We start from the raw sequence: 18,739 nt of genomic DNA on the forward strand, positions 1-18,739 counted from the left end.
TTCGTTCACGTCACCGGCGTCAGTGACAGATAATGCTGGCTTATCGTTGTCTGGGGTACCTGGGCCTGTACCGTCGTCTTTGATGGTCGCTTCGCCTGTCGCCGTGCCGTTAGACGTCACGCCGTTCGATTCTGTCACCACTAGACCGAAGGTTTCATCGCCTTCATAGACATTGTCGTCTGCAGTCGGAACGGTCACAGTAATCGCTGTCACGCCCGCTGGGATCGTCACGTTGCCGCTTCCATCCACCGTCAGAGTTTGTGTCTGGTTATTACCATCGACGTAAGTCACCACCATGTCACCAAGGTCGTTGGCTTCTGCGGTGTAGTTACCGTCCGTCGTTGGCGCAAGATTCACCACCACTGGCGCTTCGGTTTCATTCGACAGTGACACGGTGAAGACCGCATCAGTCCCTTCGTTCACGTCACCGGCGTCAGTGACAGATAATGCTGGCTTATCGTTGTCTGGGGTACCTGGGCCTGTACCGTCGTCTTTGATGGTCGCTTCGCCTGTCGCCGTGCCGTTAGACGTCACGCCGTTCGATTCTGTCACCACTAGACCGAAGGTTTCATCGCCTTCATAGACATTGTCGTCTGCAGTCGGAACGGTCACAGTAATCGCTGTCACGCCCGCTGGGATCGTCACGTTGCCGCTTCCATCCACCGTCAGAGTTTGTGTCTGGTTATTACCATCGACGTAAGTCACCACCATGTCACCAAGGTCGTTGGCTTCTGCGGTGTAGTTACCGTCCGTCGTTGGCGCAAGATTCACCACCACTGGCGCTTCGGTTTCATTCGACAGTGACACGGTGAAGACCGCATCAGTCCCTTCGTTCACGTCACCGGCGTCAGTGACAGATAATGCTGGCTTATCGTTGTCTGGGGTACCTGGGCCTGTACCGTCGTCTTTGATGGTCGCTTCGCCTGTCGCCGTGCCGTTAGACGTCACGCCGTTCGATTCTGTCACCACTAGACCGAAGGTTTCATCGCCTTCATAGACATTGTCGTCTGCAGTCGGAACGGTCACAGTAATCGCTGTCACGCCCGCTGGGATCGTCACGTTGCCGCTTCCATCCACCGTCAGAGTTTGTGTCTGGTTATTACCATCGACGTAAGTCACCACCATGTCACCAAGGTCGTTGGCTTCTGCGGTGTAGTTACCGTCCGTCGTTGGCGCAAGATTCACCACCACTGGCGCTTCGGTTTCATTCGACAGTGACACGGTGAAGACCGCATCAGTCCCTTCGTTCACGTCACCGGCGTCAGTGACAGATAATGCTGGCTTATCGTTGTCTGGGGTACCTGGGCCTGTACCGTCGTCTTTGATGGTCGCTTCGCCTGTCGCCGTGCCGTTAGACGTCACGCCGTTCGATTCTGTCACCACTAGACCGAAGGTTTCATCGCCTTCATAGACATTGTCGTCTGCAGTCGGAACGGTCACAGTAATCGCTGTCACGCCCGCTGGGATCGTCACGTTGCCGCTTCCATCCACCGTCAGAGTTTGTGTCTGGTTATTACCATCGACGTAAGTCACCACCATGTCACCAAGGTCGTTGGCTTCTGCGGTGTAGTTACCGTCCGTCGTTGGCGCAAGATTCACCACCACTGGCGCTTCGGTTTCATTCGACAGTGACACGGTGAAGACCGCATCAGTCCCTTCGTTCACGTCACCGGCGTCAGTGACAGATAATGCTGGCTTATCGTTGTCTGGGGTACCTGGGCCTGTACCGTCGTCTTTGATGGTCGCTTCGCCTGTCGCCGTGCCGTTAGACGTCACGCCGTTCGATTCTGTCACCACTAGACCGAAGGTTTCATCGCCTTCATAGACATTGTCGTCTGCAGTCGGAACGGTCACAGTAATCGCTGTCACGCCCGCTGGGATCGTCACGTTGCCGCTTCCATCCACCGTCAGAGTTTGTGTCTGGTTATTACCATCGACGTAAGTCACCACCATGTCACCAAGGTCGTTGGCTTCTGCGGTGTAGTTACCGTCCGTCGTTGGCGCAAGATTCACCACCACTGGCGCTTCGGTTTCATTCGACAGTGACACGGTGAAGACCGCATCAGTCCCTTCGTTCACGTCACCGGCGTCAGTGACAGATAATGCTGGCTTATCGTTGTCTGGGGTACCTGGGCCTGTACCGTCGTCTTTGATGGTCGCTTCGCCTGTCGCCGTGCCGTTAGACGTCACGCCGTTCGATTCTGTCACCACTAGACCGAAGGTTTCATCGCCTTCATAGACATTGTCGTCTGCAGTCGGAACGGTCACAGTAATCGCTGTCACGCCCGCTGGGATCGTCACGTTGCCGCTTCCATCCACCGTCAGAGTTTGTGTCTGGTTATTACCATCGACGTAAGTCACCACCATGTCACCAAGGTCGTTGGCTTCTGCGGTGTAGTTACCGTCCGTCGTTGGCGCAAGATTCACCACCACTGGCGCTTCGGTTTCATTCGACAGTGACACGGTGAAGACCGCATCAGTCCCTTCGTTCACGTCACCGGCGTCAGTGACAGATAATGCTGGCTTATCGTTGTCTGGGGTACCTGGGCCTGTACCGTCGTCTTTGATGGTCGCTTCGCCTGTCGCCGTGCCGTTAGACGTCACGCCGTTCGATTCTGTCACCACTAGACCGAAGGTTTCATCGCCTTCATAGACATTGTCGTCTGCAGTCGGAACGGTCACAGTAATCGCTGTCACGCCCGCTGGGATCGTCACGTTGCCGCTTCCATCCACCGTCAGAGTTTGTGTCTGGTTATTACCATCGACGTAAGTCACCACCATGTCACCAAGGTCGTTGGCTTCTGCGGTGTAGTTACCGTCCGTCGTTGGCGCAAGATTCACCACCACTGGCGCTTCGGTTTCATTCGACAGTGACACGGTGAAGACCGCATCAGTCCCTTCGTTCACGTCACCGGCGTCAGTGACAGATAATGCTGGCTTATCGTTGTCTGGGGTACCTGGGCCTGTACCGTCGTCTTTGATGGTCGCTTCGCCTGTCGCCGTGCCGTTAGACGTCACGCCGTTCGATTCTGTCACCACTAGACCGAAGGTTTCATCGCCTTCATAGACATTGTCGTCTGCAGTCGGAACGGTCACAGTAATCGCTGTCACGCCCGCTGGGATCGTCACGTTGCCGCTTCCATCCACCGTCAGAGTTTGTGTCTGGTTATTACCATCGACGTAAGTCACCACCATGTCACCAAGGTCGTTGGCTTCTGCGGTGTAGTTACCGTCCGTCGTTGGCGCAAGATTCACCACCACTGGCGCTTCGGTTTCATTCGACAGTGACACGGTGAAGACCGCATCAGTCCCTTCGTTCACGTCACCGGCGTCAGTGACAGATAATGCTGGCTTATCGTTGTCTGGGGTACCTGGGCCTGTACCGTCGTCTTTGATGGTCGCTTCGCCTGTCGCCGTGCCGTTAGACGTCACGCCGTTCGATTCTGTCACCACTAGACCGAAGGTTTCATCGCCTTCATAGACATTGTCGTCTGCAGTCGGAACGGTCACAGTAATCGCTGTCACGCCCGCTGGGATCGTCACGTTGCCGCTTCCATCCACCGTCAGAGTTTGTGTCTGGTTATTACCATCGACGTAAGTCACCACCATGTCACCAAGGTCGTTGGCTTCTGCGGTGTAGTTACCGTCCGTCGTTGGCGCAAGATTCACCACCACTGGCGCTTCGGTTTCATTCGACAGTGACACGGTGAAGACCGCATCAGTCCCTTCGTTCACGTCACCGGCGTCAGTGACAGATAATGCTGGCTTATCGTTGTCTGGGGTACCTGGGCCTGTACCGTCGTCTTTGATGGTCGCTTCGCCTGTCGCCGTGCCGTTAGACGTCACGCCGTTCGATTCTGTCACCACTAGACCGAAGGTTTCATCGCCTTCATAGACATTGTCGTCTGCAGTCGGAACGGTCACAGTAATCGCTGTCACGCCCGCTGGGATCGTCACGTTGCCGCTTCCATCCACCGTCAGAGTTTGTGTCTGGTTATTACCATCGACGTAAGTCACCACCATGTCACCAAGGTCGTTGGCTTCTGCGGTGTAGTTACCGTCCGTCGTTGGCGCAAGATTCACCACCACTGGCGCTTCGGTTTCATTCGACAGTGACACGGTGAAGACCGCATCAGTCCCTTCGTTCACGTCACCGGCGTCAGTGACAGATAATGCTGGCTTATCGTTGTCTGGGGTACCTGGGCCTGTACCGTCGTCTTTGATGGTCGCTTCGCCTGTCGCCGTGCCGTTAGACGTCACGCCGTTCGATTCTGTCACCACTAGACCGAAGGTTTCATCGCCTTCATAGACATTGTCGTCTGCAGTCGGAACGGTCACAGTAATCGCTGTCACGCCCGCTGGGATCGTCACGTTGCCGCTTCCATCCACCGTCAGAGTTTGTGTCTGGTTATTACCATCGACGTAAGTCACCACCATGTCACCAAGGTCGTTGGCTTCTGCGGTGTAGTTACCGTCCGTCGTTGGCGCAAGATTCACCACCACTGGCGCTTCGGTTTCATTCGACAGTGACACGGTGAAGACCGCATCAGTCCCTTCGTTCACGTCACCGGCGTCAGTGACAGATAATGCTGGCTTATCGTTGTCTGGGGTACCTGGGCCTGTACCGTCGTCTTTGATGGTCGCTTCGCCTGTCGCCGTGCCGTTAGACGTCACGCCGTTCGATTCTGTCACCACTAGACCGAAGGTTTCATCGCCTTCATAGACATTGTCGTCTGCAGTCGGAACGGTCACAGTAATCGCTGTCACGCCCGCTGGGATCGTCACGTTGCCGCTTCCATCCACCGTCAGAGTTTGTGTCTGGTTATTACCATCGACGTAAGTCACCACCATGTCACCAAGGTCGTTGGCTTCTGCGGTGTAGTTACCGTCCGTCGTTGGCGCAAGATTCACCACCACTGGCGCTTCGGTTTCATTCGACAGTGACACGGTGAAGACCGCATCAGTCCCTTCGTTCACGTCACCGGCGTCAGTGACAGATAATGCTGGCTTATCGTTGTCTGGGGTACCTGGGCCTGTACCGTCGTCTTTGATGGTCGCTTCGCCTGTCGCCGTGCCGTTAGACGTCACGCCGTTCGATTCTGTCACCACTAGACCGAAGGTTTCATCGCCTTCATAGACATTGTCGTCTGCAGTCGGAACGGTCACAGTAATCGCTGTCACGCCCGCTGGGATCGTCACGTTGCCGCTTCCATCCACCGTCAGAGTTTGTGTCTGGTTATTACCATCGACGTAAGTCACCACCATGTCACCAAGGTCGTTGGCTTCTGCGGTGTAGTTACCGTCCGTCGTTGGCGCAAGATTCACCACCACTGGCGCTTCGGTTTCATTCGACAGTGACACGGTGAAGACCGCATCAGTCCCTTCGTTCACGTCACCGGCGTCAGTGACAGATAATGCTGGCTTATCGTTGTCTGGGGTACCTGGGCCTGTACCGTCGTCTTTGATGGTCGCTTCGCCTGTCGCCGTGCCGTTAGACGTCACGCCGTTCGATTCTGTCACCACTAGACCGAAGGTTTCATCGCCTTCATAGACATTGTCGTCTGCAGTCGGAACGGTCACAGTAATCGCTGTCACGCCCGCTGGGATCGTCACGTTGCCGCTTCCATCCACCGTCAGAGTTTGTGTCTGGTTATTACCATCGACGTAAGTCACCACCATGTCACCAAGGTCGTTGGCTTCTGCGGTGTAGTTACCGTCCGTCGTTGGCGCAAGATTCACCACCACTGGCGCTTCGGTTTCATTCGACAGTGACACGGTGAAGACCGCATCAGTCCCTTCGTTCACGTCACCGGCGTCAGTGACAGATAATGCTGGCTTATCGTTGTCTGGGGTACCTGGGCCTGTACCGTCGTCTTTGATGGTCGCTTCGCCTGTCGCCGTGCCGTTAGACGTCACGCCGTTCGATTCTGTCACCACTAGACCGAAGGTTTCATCGCCTTCATAGACATTGTCGTCTGCAGTCGGAACGGTCACAGTAATCGCTGTCACGCCCGCTGGGATCGTCACGTTGCCGCTTCCATCCACCGTCAGAGTTTGTGTCTGGTTATTACCATCGACGTAAGTCACCACCATGTCACCAAGGTCGTTGGCTTCTGCGGTGTAGTTACCGTCCGTCGTTGGCGCAAGATTCACCACCACTGGCGCTTCGGTTTCATTCGACAGTGACACGGTGAAGACCGCATCAGTCCCTTCGTTCACGTCACCGGCGTCAGTGACAGATAATGCTGGCTTATCGTTGTCTGGGGTACCTGGGCCTGTACCGTCGTCTTTGATGGTCGCTTCGCCTGTCGCCGTGCCGTTAGACGTCACGCCGTTCGATTCTGTCACCACTAGACCGAAGGTTTCATCGCCTTCATAGACATTGTCGTCTGCAGTCGGAACGGTCACAGTAATCGCTGTCACGCCCGCTGGGATCGTCACGTTGCCGCTTCCATCCACCGTCAGAGTTTGTGTCTGGTTATTACCATCGACGTAAGTCACCACCATGTCACCAAGGTCGTTGGCTTCTGCGGTGTAGTTACCGTCCGTCGTTGGCGCAAGATTCACCACCACTGGCGCTTCGGTTTCATTCGACAGTGACACGGTGAAGACCGCATCAGTCCCTTCGTTCACGTCACCGGCGTCAGTGACAGATAATGCTGGCTTATCGTTGTCTGGGGTACCTGGGCCTGTACCGTCGTCTTTGATGGTCGCTTCGCCTGTCGCCGTGCCGTTAGACGTCACGCCGTTCGATTCTGTCACCACTAGACCGAAGGTTTCATCGCCTTCATAGACATTGTCGTCTGCAGTCGGAACGGTCACAGTAATCGCTGTCACGCCCGCTGGGATCGTCACGTTGCCGCTTCCATCCACCGTCAGAGTTTGTGTCTGGTTATTACCATCGACGTAAGTCACCACCATGTCACCAAGGTCGTTGGCTTCTGCGGTGTAGTTACCGTCCGTCGTTGGCGCAAGATTCACCACCACTGGCGCTTCGGTTTCATTCGACAGTGACACGGTGAAGACCGCATCAGTCCCTTCGTTCACGTCACCGGCGTCAGTGACAGATAATGCTGGCTTATCGTTGTCTGGGGTACCTGGGCCTGTACCGTCGTCTTTGATGGTCGCTTCGCCTGTCGCCGTGCCGTTAGACGTCACGCCGTTCGATTCTGTCACCACTAGACCGAAGGTTTCATCGCCTTCATAGACATTGTCGTCTGCAGTCGGAACGGTCACAGTAATCGCTGTCACGCCCGCTGGGATCGTCACGTTGCCGCTTCCATCCACCGTCAGAGTTTGTGTCTGGTTATTACCATCGACGTAAGTCACCACCATGTCACCAAGGTCGTTGGCTTCTGCGGTGTAGTTACCGTCCGTCGTTGGCGCAAGATTCACCACCACTGGCGCTTCGGTTTCATTCGACAGTGACACGGTGAAGACCGCATCAGTCCCTTCGTTCACGTCACCGGCGTCAGTGACAGATAATGCTGGCTTATCGTTGTCTGGGGTACCTGGGCCTGTACCGTCGTCTTTGATGGTCGCTTCGCCTGTCGCCGTGCCGTTAGACGTCACGCCGTTCGATTCTGTCACCACTAGACCGAAGGTTTCATCGCCTTCATAGACATTGTCGTCTGCAGTCGGAACGGTCACAGTAATCGCTGTCACGCCCGCTGGGATCGTCACGTTGCCGCTTCCATCCACCGTCAGAGTTTGTGTCTGGTTATTACCATCGACGTAAGTCACCACCATGTCACCAAGGTCGTTGGCTTCTGCGGTGTAGTTACCGTCCGTCGTTGGCGCAAGATTCACCACCACTGGCGCTTCGGTTTCATTCGACAGTGACACGGTGAAGACCGCATCAGTCCCTTCGTTCACGTCACCGGCGTCAGTGACAGATAATGCTGGCTTATCGTTGTCTGGGGTACCTGGGCCTGTACCGTCGTCTTTGATGGTCGCTTCGCCTGTCGCCGTGCCGTTAGACGTCACGCCGTTCGATTCTGTCACCACTAGACCGAAGGTTTCATCGCCTTCATAGACATTGTCGTCTGCAGTCGGAACGGTCACAGTAATCGCTGTCACGCCCGCTGGGATCGTCACGTTGCCGCTTCCATCCACCGTCAGAGTTTGTGTCTGGTTATTACCATCGACGTAAGTCACCACCATGTCACCAAGGTCGTTGGCTTCTGCGGTGTAGTTACCGTCCGTCGTTGGCGCAAGATTCACCACCACTGGCGCTTCGGTTTCATTCGACAGTGACACGGTGAAGACCGCATCAGTCCCTTCGTTCACGTCACCGGCGTCAGTGACAGATAATGCTGGCTTATCGTTGTCTGGGGTACCTGGGCCTGTACCGTCGTCTTTGATGGTCGCTTCGCCTGTCGCCGTGCCGTTAGACGTCACGCCGTTCGATTCTGTCACCACTAGACCGAAGGTTTCATCGCCTTCATAGACATTGTCGTCTGCAGTCGGAACGGTCACAGTAATCGCTGTCACGCCCGCTGGGATCGTCACGTTGCCGCTTCCATCCACCGTCAGAGTTTGTGTCTGGTTATTACCATCGACGTAAGTCACCACCATGTCACCAAGGTCGTTGGCTTCTGCGGTGTAGTTACCGTCCGTCGTTGGCGCAAGATTCACCACCACTGGCGCTTCGGTTTCATTCGACAGTGACACGGTGAAGACCGCATCAGTCCCTTCGTTCACGTCACCGGCGTCAGTGACAGATAATGCTGGCTTATCGTTGTCTGGGGTACCTGGGCCTGTACCGTCGTCTTTGATGGTCGCTTCGCCTGTCGCCGTGCCGTTAGACGTCACGCCGTTCGATTCTGTCACCACTAGACCGAAGGTTTCATCGCCTTCATAGACATTGTCGTCTGCAGTCGGAACGGTCACAGTAATCGCTGTCACGCCCGCTGGGATCGTCACGTTGCCGCTTCCATCCACCGTCAGAGTTTGTGTCTGGTTATTACCATCGACGTAAGTCACCACCATGTCACCAAGGTCGTTGGCTTCTGCGGTGTAGTTACCGTCCGTCGTTGGCGCAAGATTCACCACCACTGGCGCTTCGGTTTCATTCGACAGTGACACGGTGAAGACCGCATCAGTCCCTTCGTTCACGTCACCGGCGTCAGTGACAGATAATGCTGGCTTATCGTTGTCTGGGGTACCTGGGCCTGTACCGTCGTCTTTGATGGTCGCTTCGCCTGTCGCCGTGCCGTTAGACGTCACGCCGTTCGATTCTGTCACCACTAGACCGAAGGTTTCATCGCCTTCATAGACATTGTCGTCTGCAGTCGGAACGGTCACAGTAATCGCTGTCACGCCCGCTGGGATCGTCACGTTGCCGCTTCCATCCACCGTCAGAGTTTGTGTCTGGTTATTACCATCGACGTAAGTCACCACCATGTCACCAAGGTCGTTGGCTTCTGCGGTGTAGTTACCGTCCGTCGTTGGCGCAAGATTCACCACCACTGGCGCTTCGGTTTCATTCGACAGTGACACGGTGAAGACCGCATCAGTCCCTTCGTTCACGTCACCGGCGTCAGTGACAGATAATGCTGGCTTATCGTTGTCTGGGGTACCTGGGCCTGTACCGTCGTCTTTGATGGTCGCTTCGCCTGTCGCCGTGCCGTTAGACGTCACGCCGTTCGATTCTGTCACCACTAGACCGAAGGTTTCATCGCCTTCATAGACATTGTCGTCTGCAGTCGGAACGGTCACAGTAATCGCTGTCACGCCCGCTGGGATCGTCACGTTGCCGCTTCCATCCACCGTCAGAGTTTGTGTCTGGTTATTACCATCGACGTAAGTCACCACCATGTCACCAAGGTCGTTGGCTTCTGCGGTGTAGTTACCGTCCGTCGTTGGCGCAAGATTCACCACCACTGGCGCTTCGGTTTCATTCGACAGTGACACGGTGAAGACCGCATCAGTCCCTTCGTTCACGTCACCGGCGTCAGTGACAGATAATGCTGGCTTATCGTTGTCTGGGGTACCTGGGCCTGTACCGTCGTCTTTGATGGTCGCTTCGCCTGTCGCCGTGCCGTTAGACGTCACGCCGTTCGATTCTGTCACCACTAGACCGAAGGTTTCATCGCCTTCATAGACATTGTCGTCTGCAGTCGGAACGGTCACAGTAATCGCTGTCACGCCCGCTGGGATCGTCACGTTGCCGCTTCCATCCACCGTCAGAGTTTGTGTCTGGTTATTACCATCGACGTAAGTCACCACCATGTCACCAAGGTCGTTGGCTTCTGCGGTGTAGTTACCGTCCGTCGTTGGCGCAAGATTCACCACCACTGGCGCTTCGGTTTCATTCGACAGTGACACGGTGAAGACCGCATCAGTCCCTTCGTTCACGTCACCGGCGTCAGTGACAGATAATGCTGGCTTATCGTTGTCTGGGGTACCTGGGCCTGTACCGTCGTCTTTGATGGTCGCTTCGCCTGTCGCCGTGCCGTTAGACGTCACGCCGTTCGATTCTGTCACCACTAGACCGAAGGTTTCATCGCCTTCATAGACATTGTCGTCTGCAGTCGGAACGGTCACAGTAATCGCTGTCACGCCCGCTGGGATCGTCACGTTGCCGCTTCCATCCACCGTCAGAGTTTGTGTCTGGTTATTACCATCGACGTAAGTCACCACCATGTCACCAAGGTCGTTGGCTTCTGCGGTGTAGTTACCGTCCGTCGTTGGCGCAAGATTCACCACCACTGGCGCTTCGGTTTCATTCGACAGTGACACGGTGAAGACCGCATCAGTCCCTTCGTTCACGTCACCGGCGTCAGTGACAGATAATGCTGGCTTATCGTTGTCTGGGGTACCTGGGCCTGTACCGTCGTCTTTGATGGTCGCTTCGCCTGTCGCCGTGCCGTTAGACGTCACGCCGTTCGATTCTGTCACCACTAGACCGAAGGTTTCATCGCCTTCATAGACATTGTCGTCTGCAGTCGGAACGGTCACAGTAATCGCTGTCACGCCCGCTGGGATCGTCACGTTGCCGCTTCCATCCACCGTCAGAGTTTGTGTCTGGTTATTACCATCGACGTAAGTCACCACCATGTCACCAAGGTCGTTGGCTTCTGCGGTGTAGTTACCGTCCGTCGTTGGCGCAAGATTCACCACCACTGGCGCTTCGGTTTCATTCGACAGTGACACGGTGAAGACCGCATCAGTCCCTTCGTTCACGTCACCGGCGTCAGTGACAGATAATGCTGGCTTATCGTTGTCTGGGGTACCTGGGCCTGTACCGTCGTCTTTGATGGTCGCTTCGCCTGTCGCCGTGCCGTTAGACGTCACGCCGTTCGATTCTGTCACCACTAGACCGAAGGTTTCATCGCCTTCATAGACATTGTCGTCTGCAGTCGGAACGGTCACAGTAATCGCTGTCACGCCCGCTGGGATCGTCACGTTGCCGCTTCCATCCACCGTCAGAGTTTGTGTCTGGTTATTACCATCGACGTAAGTCACCACCATGTCACCAAGGTCGTTGGCTTCTGCGGTGTAGTTACCGTCCGTCGTTGGCGCAAGATTCACCACCACTGGCGCTTCGGTTTCATTCGACAGTGACACGGTGAAGACCGCATCAGTCCCTTCGTTCACGTCACCGGCGTCAGTGACAGATAATGCTGGCTTATCGTTGTCTGGGGTACCTGGGCCTGTACCGTCGTCTTTGATGGTCGCTTCGCCTGTCGCCGTGCCGTTAGACGTCACGCCGTTCGATTCTGTCACCACTAGACCGAAGGTTTCATCGCCTTCATAGACATTGTCGTCTGCAGTCGGAACGGTCACAGTAATCGCTGTCACGCCCGCTGGGATCGTCACGTTGCCGCTTCCATCCACCGTCAGAGTTTGTGTCTGGTTATTACCATCGACGTAAGTCACCACCATGTCACCAAGGTCGTTGGCTTCTGCGGTGTAGTTACCGTCCGTCGTTGGCGCAAGATTCACCACCACTGGCGCTTCGGTTTCATTCGACAGTGACACGGTGAAGACCGCATCAGTCCCTTCGTTCACGTCACCGGCGTCAGTGACAGATAATGCTGGCTTATCGTTGTCTGGGGTACCTGGGCCTGTACCGTCGTCTTTGATGGTCGCTTCGCCTGTCGCCGTGCCGTTAGACGTCACGCCGTTCGATTCTGTCACCACTAGACCGAAGGTTTCATCGCCTTCATAGACATTGTCGTCTGCAGTCGGAACGGTCACAGTAATCGCTGTCACGCCCGCTGGGATCGTCACGTTGCCGCTTCCATCCACCGTCAGAGTTTGTGTCTGGTTATTACCATCGACGTAAGTCACCACCATGTCACCAAGGTCGTTGGCTTCTGCGGTGTAGTTACCGTCCGTCGTTGGCGCAAGATTCACCACCACTGGCGCTTCGGTTTCATTCGACAGTGACACGGTGAAGACCGCATCAGTCCCTTCGTTCACGTCACCGGCGTCAGTGACAGATAATGCTGGCTTATCGTTGTCTGGGGTACCTGGGCCTGTACCGTCGTCTTTGATGGTCGCTTCGCCTGTCGCCGTGCCGTTAGACGTCACGCCGTTCGATTCTGTCACCACTAGACCGAAGGTTTCATCGCCTTCATAGACATTGTCGTCTGCAGTCGGAACGGTCACAGTAATCGCTGTCACGCCCGCTGGGATCGTCACGTTGCCGCTTCCATCCACCGTCAGAGTTTGTGTCTGGTTATTACCATCGACGTAAGTCACCACCATGTCACCAAGGTCGTTGGCTTCTGCGGTGTAGTTACCGTCCGTCGTTGGCGCAAGATTCACCACCACTGGCGCTTCGGTTTCATTCGACAGTGACACGGTGAAGACCGCATCAGTCCCTTCGTTCACGTCACCGGCGTCAGTGACAGATAATGCTGGCTTATCGTTGTCTGGGGTACCTGGGCCTGTACCGTCGTCTTTGATGGTCGCTTCGCCTGTCGCCGTGCCGTTAGACGTCACGCCGTTCGATTCTGTCACCACTAGACCGAAGGTTTCATCGCCTTCATAGACATTGTCGTCTGCAGTCGGAACGGTCACAGTAATCGCTGTCACGCCCGCTGGGATCGTCACGTTGCCGCTTCCATCCACCGTCAGAGTTTGTGTCTGGTTATTACCATCGACGTAAGTCACCACCATGTCACCAAGGTCGTTGGCTTCTGCGGTGTAGTTACCGTCCGTCGTTGGCGCAAGATTCACCACCACTGGCGCTTCGGTTTCATTCGACAGTGACACGGTGAAGACCGCATCAGTCCCTTCGTTCACGTCACCGGCGTCAGTGACAGATAATGCTGGCTTATCGTTGTCTGGGGTACCTGGGCCTGTACCGTCGTCTTTGATGGTCGCTTCGCCTGTCGCCGTGCCGTTAGACGTCACGCCGTTCGATTCTGTCACCACTAGACCGAAGGTTTCATCGCCTTCATAGACATTGTCGTCTGCAGTCGGAACGGTCACAGTAATCGCTGTCACGCCCGCTGGGATCGTCACGTTGCCGCTTCCATCCACCGTCAGAGTTTGTGTCTGGTTATTACCATCGACGTAAGTCACCACCATGTCACCAAGGTCGTTGGCTTCTGCGGTGTAGTTACCGTCCGTCGTTGGCGCAAGATTCACCACCACTGGCGCTTCGGTTTCATTCGACAGTGACACGGTGAAGACCGCATCAGTCCCTTCGTTCACGTCACCGGCGTCAGTGACAGATAATGCTGGCTTATCGTTGTCTGGGGTACCTGGGCCTGTACCGTCGTCTTTGATGGTCGCTTCGCCTGTCGCCGTGCCGTTAGACGTCACGCCGTTCGATTCTGTCACCACTAGACCGAAGGTTTCATCGCCTTCATAGACATTGTCGTCTGCAGTCGGAACGGTCACAGTAATCGCTGTCACGCCCGCTGGGATCGTCACGTTGCCGCTTCCATCCACCGTCAGAGTTTGTGTCTGGTTATTACCATCGACGTAAGTCACCACCATGTCACCAAGGTCGTTGGCTTCTGCGGTGTAGTTACCGTCCGTCGTTGGCGCAAGATTCACCACCACTGGCGCTTCGGTTTCATTCGACAGTGACACGGTGAAGACCGCATCAGTCCCTTCGTTCACGTCACCGGCGTCAGTGACAGATAATGCTGGCTTATCGTTGTCTGGGGTACCTGGGCCTGTACCGTCGTCTTTGATGGTCGCTTCGCCTGTCGCCGTGCCGTTAGACGTCACGCCGTTCGATTCTGTCACCACTAGACCGAAGGTTTCATCGCCTTCATAGACATTGTCGTCTGCAGTCGGAACGGTCACAGTAATCGCTGTCACGCCCGCTGGGATCGTCACGTTGCCGCTTCCATCCACCGTCAGAGTTTGTGTCTGGTTATTACCATCGACGTAAGTCACCACCATGTCACCAAGGTCGTTGGCTTCTGCGGTGTAGTTACCGTCCGTCGTTGGCGCAAGATTCACCACCACTGGCGCTTCGGTTTCATTCGACAGTGACACGGTGAAGACCGCATCAGTCCCTTCGTTCACGTCACCGGCGTCAGTGACAGATAATGCTGGCTTATCGTTGTCTGGGGTACCTGGGCCTGTACCGTCGTCTTTGATGGTCGCTTCGCCTGTCGCCGTGCCGTTAGACGTCACGCCGTTCGATTCTGTCACCACTAGACCGAAGGTTTCATCGCCTTCATAGACATTGTCGTCTGCAGTCGGAACGGTCACAGTAATCGCTGTCACGCCCGCTGGGATCGTCACGTTGCCGCTTCCATCCACCGTCAGAGTTTGTGTCTGGTTATTACCATCGACGTAAGTCACCACCATGTCACCAAGGTCGTTGGCTTCTGCGGTGTAGTTACCGTCCGTCGTTGGCGCAAGATTCACCACCACTGGCGCTTCGGTTTCATTCGACAGTGACACGGTGAAGACCGCATCAGTCCCTTCGTTCACGTCACCGGCGTCAGTGACAGATAATGCTGGCTTATCGTTGTCTGGGGTACCTGGGCCTGTACCGTCGTCTTTGATGGTCGCTTCGCCTGTCGCCGTGCCGTTAGACGTCACGCCGTTCGATTCTGTCACCACTAGACCGAAGGTTTCATCGCCTTCATAGACATTGTCGTCTGCAGTCGGAACGGTCACAGTAATCGCTGTCACGCCCGCTGGGATCGTCACGTTGCCGCTTCCATCCACCGTCAGAGTTTGTGTCTGGTTATTACCATCGACGTAAGTCACCACCATGTCACCAAGGTCGTTGGCTTCTGCGGTGTAGTTACCGTCCGTCGTTGGCGCAAGATTCACCACCACTGGCGCTTCGGTTTCATTCGACAGTGACACGGTGAAGACCGCATCAGTCCCTTCGTTCACGTCACCGGCGTCAGTGACAGATAATGCTGGCTTATCGTTGTCTGGGGTACCTGGGCCTGTACCGTCGTCTTTGATGGTCGCTTCGCCTGTCGCCGTGCCGTTAGACGTCACGCCGTTCGATTCTGTCACCACTAGACCGAAGGTTTCATCGCCTTCATAGACATTGTCGTCTGCAGTCGGAACGGTCACAGTAATCGCTGTCACGCCCGCTGGGATCGTCACGTTGCCGCTTCCATCCACCGTCAGAGTTTGTGTCTGGTTATTACCATCGACGTAAGTCACCACCATGTCACCAAGGTCGTTGGCTTCTGCGGTGTAGTTACCGTCCGTCGTTGGCGCAAGATTCACCACCACTGGCGCTTCGGTTTCATTCGACAGTGACACGGTGAAGACCGCATCAGTCCCTTCGTTCACGTCACCGGCGTCAGTGACAGATAATGCTGGCTTATCGTTGTCTGGGGTACCTGGGCCTGTACCGTCGTCTTTGATGGTCGCTTCGCCTGTCGCCGTGCCGTTAGACGTCACGCCGTTCGATTCTGTCACCACTAGACCGAAGGTTTCATCGCCTTCATAGACATTGTCGTCTGCAGTCGGAACGGTCACAGTAATCGCTGTCACGCCCGCTGGGATCGTCACGTTGCCGCTTCCATCCACCGTCAGAGTTTGTGTCTGGTTATTACCATCGACGTAAGTCACCACCATGTCACCAAGGTCGTTGGCTTCTGCGGTGTAGTTACCGTCCGTCGTTGGCGCAAGATTCACCACCACTGGCGCTTCGGTTTCATTCGACAGTGACACGGTGAAGACCGCATCAGTCCCTTCGTTCACGTCACCGGCGTCAGTGACAGATAATGCTGGCTTATCGTTGTCTGGGGTACCTGGGCCTGTACCGTCGTCTTTGATGGTCGCTTCGCCTGTCGCCGTGCCGTTAGACGTCACGCCGTTCGATTCTGTCACCACTAGACCGAAGGTTTCATCGCCTTCATAGACATTGTCGTCTGCAGTCGGAACGGTCACAGTAATCGCTGTCACGCCCGCTGGGATCGTCACGTTGCCGCTTCCATCCACCGTCAGAGTTTGTGTCTGGTTATTACCATCGACGTAAGTCACCACCATGTCACCAAGGTCGTTGGCTTCTGCGGTGTAGTTACCGTCCGTCGTTGGCGCAAGATTCACCACCACTGGCGCTTCGGTTTCATTCGACAGTGACACGGTGAAGACCGCATCAGTCCCTTCGTTCACGTCACCGGCGTCAGTGACAGATAATGCTGGCTTATCGTTGTCTGGGGTACCTGGGCCTGTACCGTCGTCTTTGATGGTCGCTTCGCCTGTCGCCGTGCCGTTAGACGTCACGCCGTTCGATTCTGTCACCACTAGACCGAAGGTTTCATCGCCTTCATAGACATTGTCGTCTGCAGTCGGAACGGTCACAGTAATCGCTGTCACGCCCGCTGGGATCGTCACGTTGCCGCTTCCATCCACCGTCAGAGTTTGTGTCTGGTTATTACCATCGACGTAAGTCACCACCATGTCACCAAGGTCGTTGGCTTCTGCGGTGTAGTTACCGTCCGTCGTTGGCGCAAGATTCACCACCACTGGCGCTTCGGTTTCATTCGACAGTGACACGGTGAAGACCGCATCAGTCCCTTCGTTCACGTCACCGGCGTCAGTGACAGATAATGCTGGCTTATCGTTGTCTGGGGTACCTGGGCCTGTACCGTCGTCTTTGATGGTCGCTTCGCCTGTCGCCGTGCCTATCGTGCCAGAGCTGCCCTCAACGCTCACGCTGAACGTCTCGTCGCCTTCATACACGTCATCGCCTGTCGTCGCCACGCTCACTTTCAGCTCGGTCTGACCCGCTGGGATTGTGTAGCTGCCGTCATCGTTCGGTGTCACGACCGTCACACCATCTGCCAACGTCACTACCATGTTACCGATGTCGTCCGATTCCGCTGTATTAGCGCCTGCCGTTGAGCTCGTCAGGTTCACCGTCACTGCTACGTCCGCCGCCTTATCTAGGCTCACGGTGAACCCAGCCGCTGAACCTTCACTTACGCTCACGGTTTCTGTGATGCTCACATATGGGACAGGAATAACCCCAACATCAACAGTAATAGTATCAGTACCACCTTCACCATCACTGACAACCACCGTGAAGCTGTCAGAGCCGTTGTAGTTTTCGTCTGGCGTGTAAGTCCAATTACCATTTTCATCGACGACTACAGAGCCGTTTGACGGATCTGTGCCTTTGGTGAATGTTAGCGAATCACCGTCTGCGTCTATTGCATTCAGTGTTCCGCTTACTGGGGTGTCTTCGTCGGTGGTTACTGAAACGTCATTACCAACAGGGGCATCATTGACAGGAGTTACACCAATATTAACTGTGATTGTATCGGTGCCACCTTGGCCGTCGGATACAACAACCGTGAAGCTGTCATCGCCGTTGTAATTTTCATTTGGTGTGTAAGTCCAGTCGCCATTGTCATCGACGACGACAGTTCCGTTTGATGGATCTGTCGCTTTGGTAAAAGATAAAGAGTCACCATCTTCGTCTGAGGCTGAAAGGGTTCCGTTTACTGGCGTGTCTTCATTTGTTGTAAAAGAGACAGTGTCACCGACTGGAGAATTATTGTTATCAACAAAAGTAGGTTCATTATTAGGTTGTTCAAGCGTGCGGAAGGCGTCGAGGAGACTGAGGCTTTGAGTACGAGACATACCCAACGCTTCAAAACCTGTAGTTACAAATTCTGTACCTGGAATGGTTTCTTCACCGTCTCGCTCGATCGTTCCGCTAGTTCCCAAACTCGAGCCATTTTGACCAGCAGCTGTATCGAACTCTTCCCCTAGTTCCGCAGGATCTTGACCTTCTTCTAAAGCAGCAAAAATATCCGCAATATCTTGGTCGAGTTCGACTTCCCCATCTTCGGGTGAAAAACGCTTCGCTGATACTTCAGGAGCGTTTGATTCATTTAGAGATTCAAGAACGACATCACCCGCCTGGAGCGGTGCACCTTCTTCTAAGATTTTAATCGTACCATCTACCGAGATAACAATGCGCTGGCCAAGTGCTAAAGCACCACCCAAATTCAGTGTTGTCATATCCATATAAACCCCTAAAACCCATCTCTTGTCATTAACGTCAAAATAGTGACATCATTTTTATAATATTAGTTAGAATATAACATCTAAAGTCACATAATTCATAGTTATAGATACATAATTTAACAACCTCTAGTTTAGCTTAATGACTGTCATCACACTAAGTAACAAATTAGGTGCTTAAAACATCGATATAAGTTATTGTGCATGCAGAAAATAATACGAACATTAATGAATGATTTAAGTGCTCAAAAACAACATAAAACGCACGACGATCGGTTAACAATTTTACAACCATTTACGGACGCTTTTC

The 18,739-nt window shown here is 54.7% G+C and carries 1 protein-coding gene (only partly in view); it reads right to left on the reverse strand.

Features of this window, described 5'->3' with window-relative positions:
- Positions 1-18,432: the 5' portion of a Calx-beta domain-containing protein gene (locus OCV12_RS08860; RefSeq protein ID WP_261884419.1), read on the reverse strand. 12,708 nt of this gene lie to the left of the window's left edge; the window shows 18,432 of its 31,140 coding nt (coding positions 1-18,432); it begins with the start codon at positions 18,430-18,432; its stop codon lies beyond the left edge, outside the window.
- Between the last annotated feature and the right edge of the window lie 307 nt (positions 18,433-18,739).

Origin of the sequence: Vibrio pomeroyi, from assembly GCF_024347595.1 — a bacterium.
Lineage (GTDB): Bacteria > Pseudomonadota > Gammaproteobacteria > Enterobacterales > Vibrionaceae > Vibrio > Vibrio pomeroyi.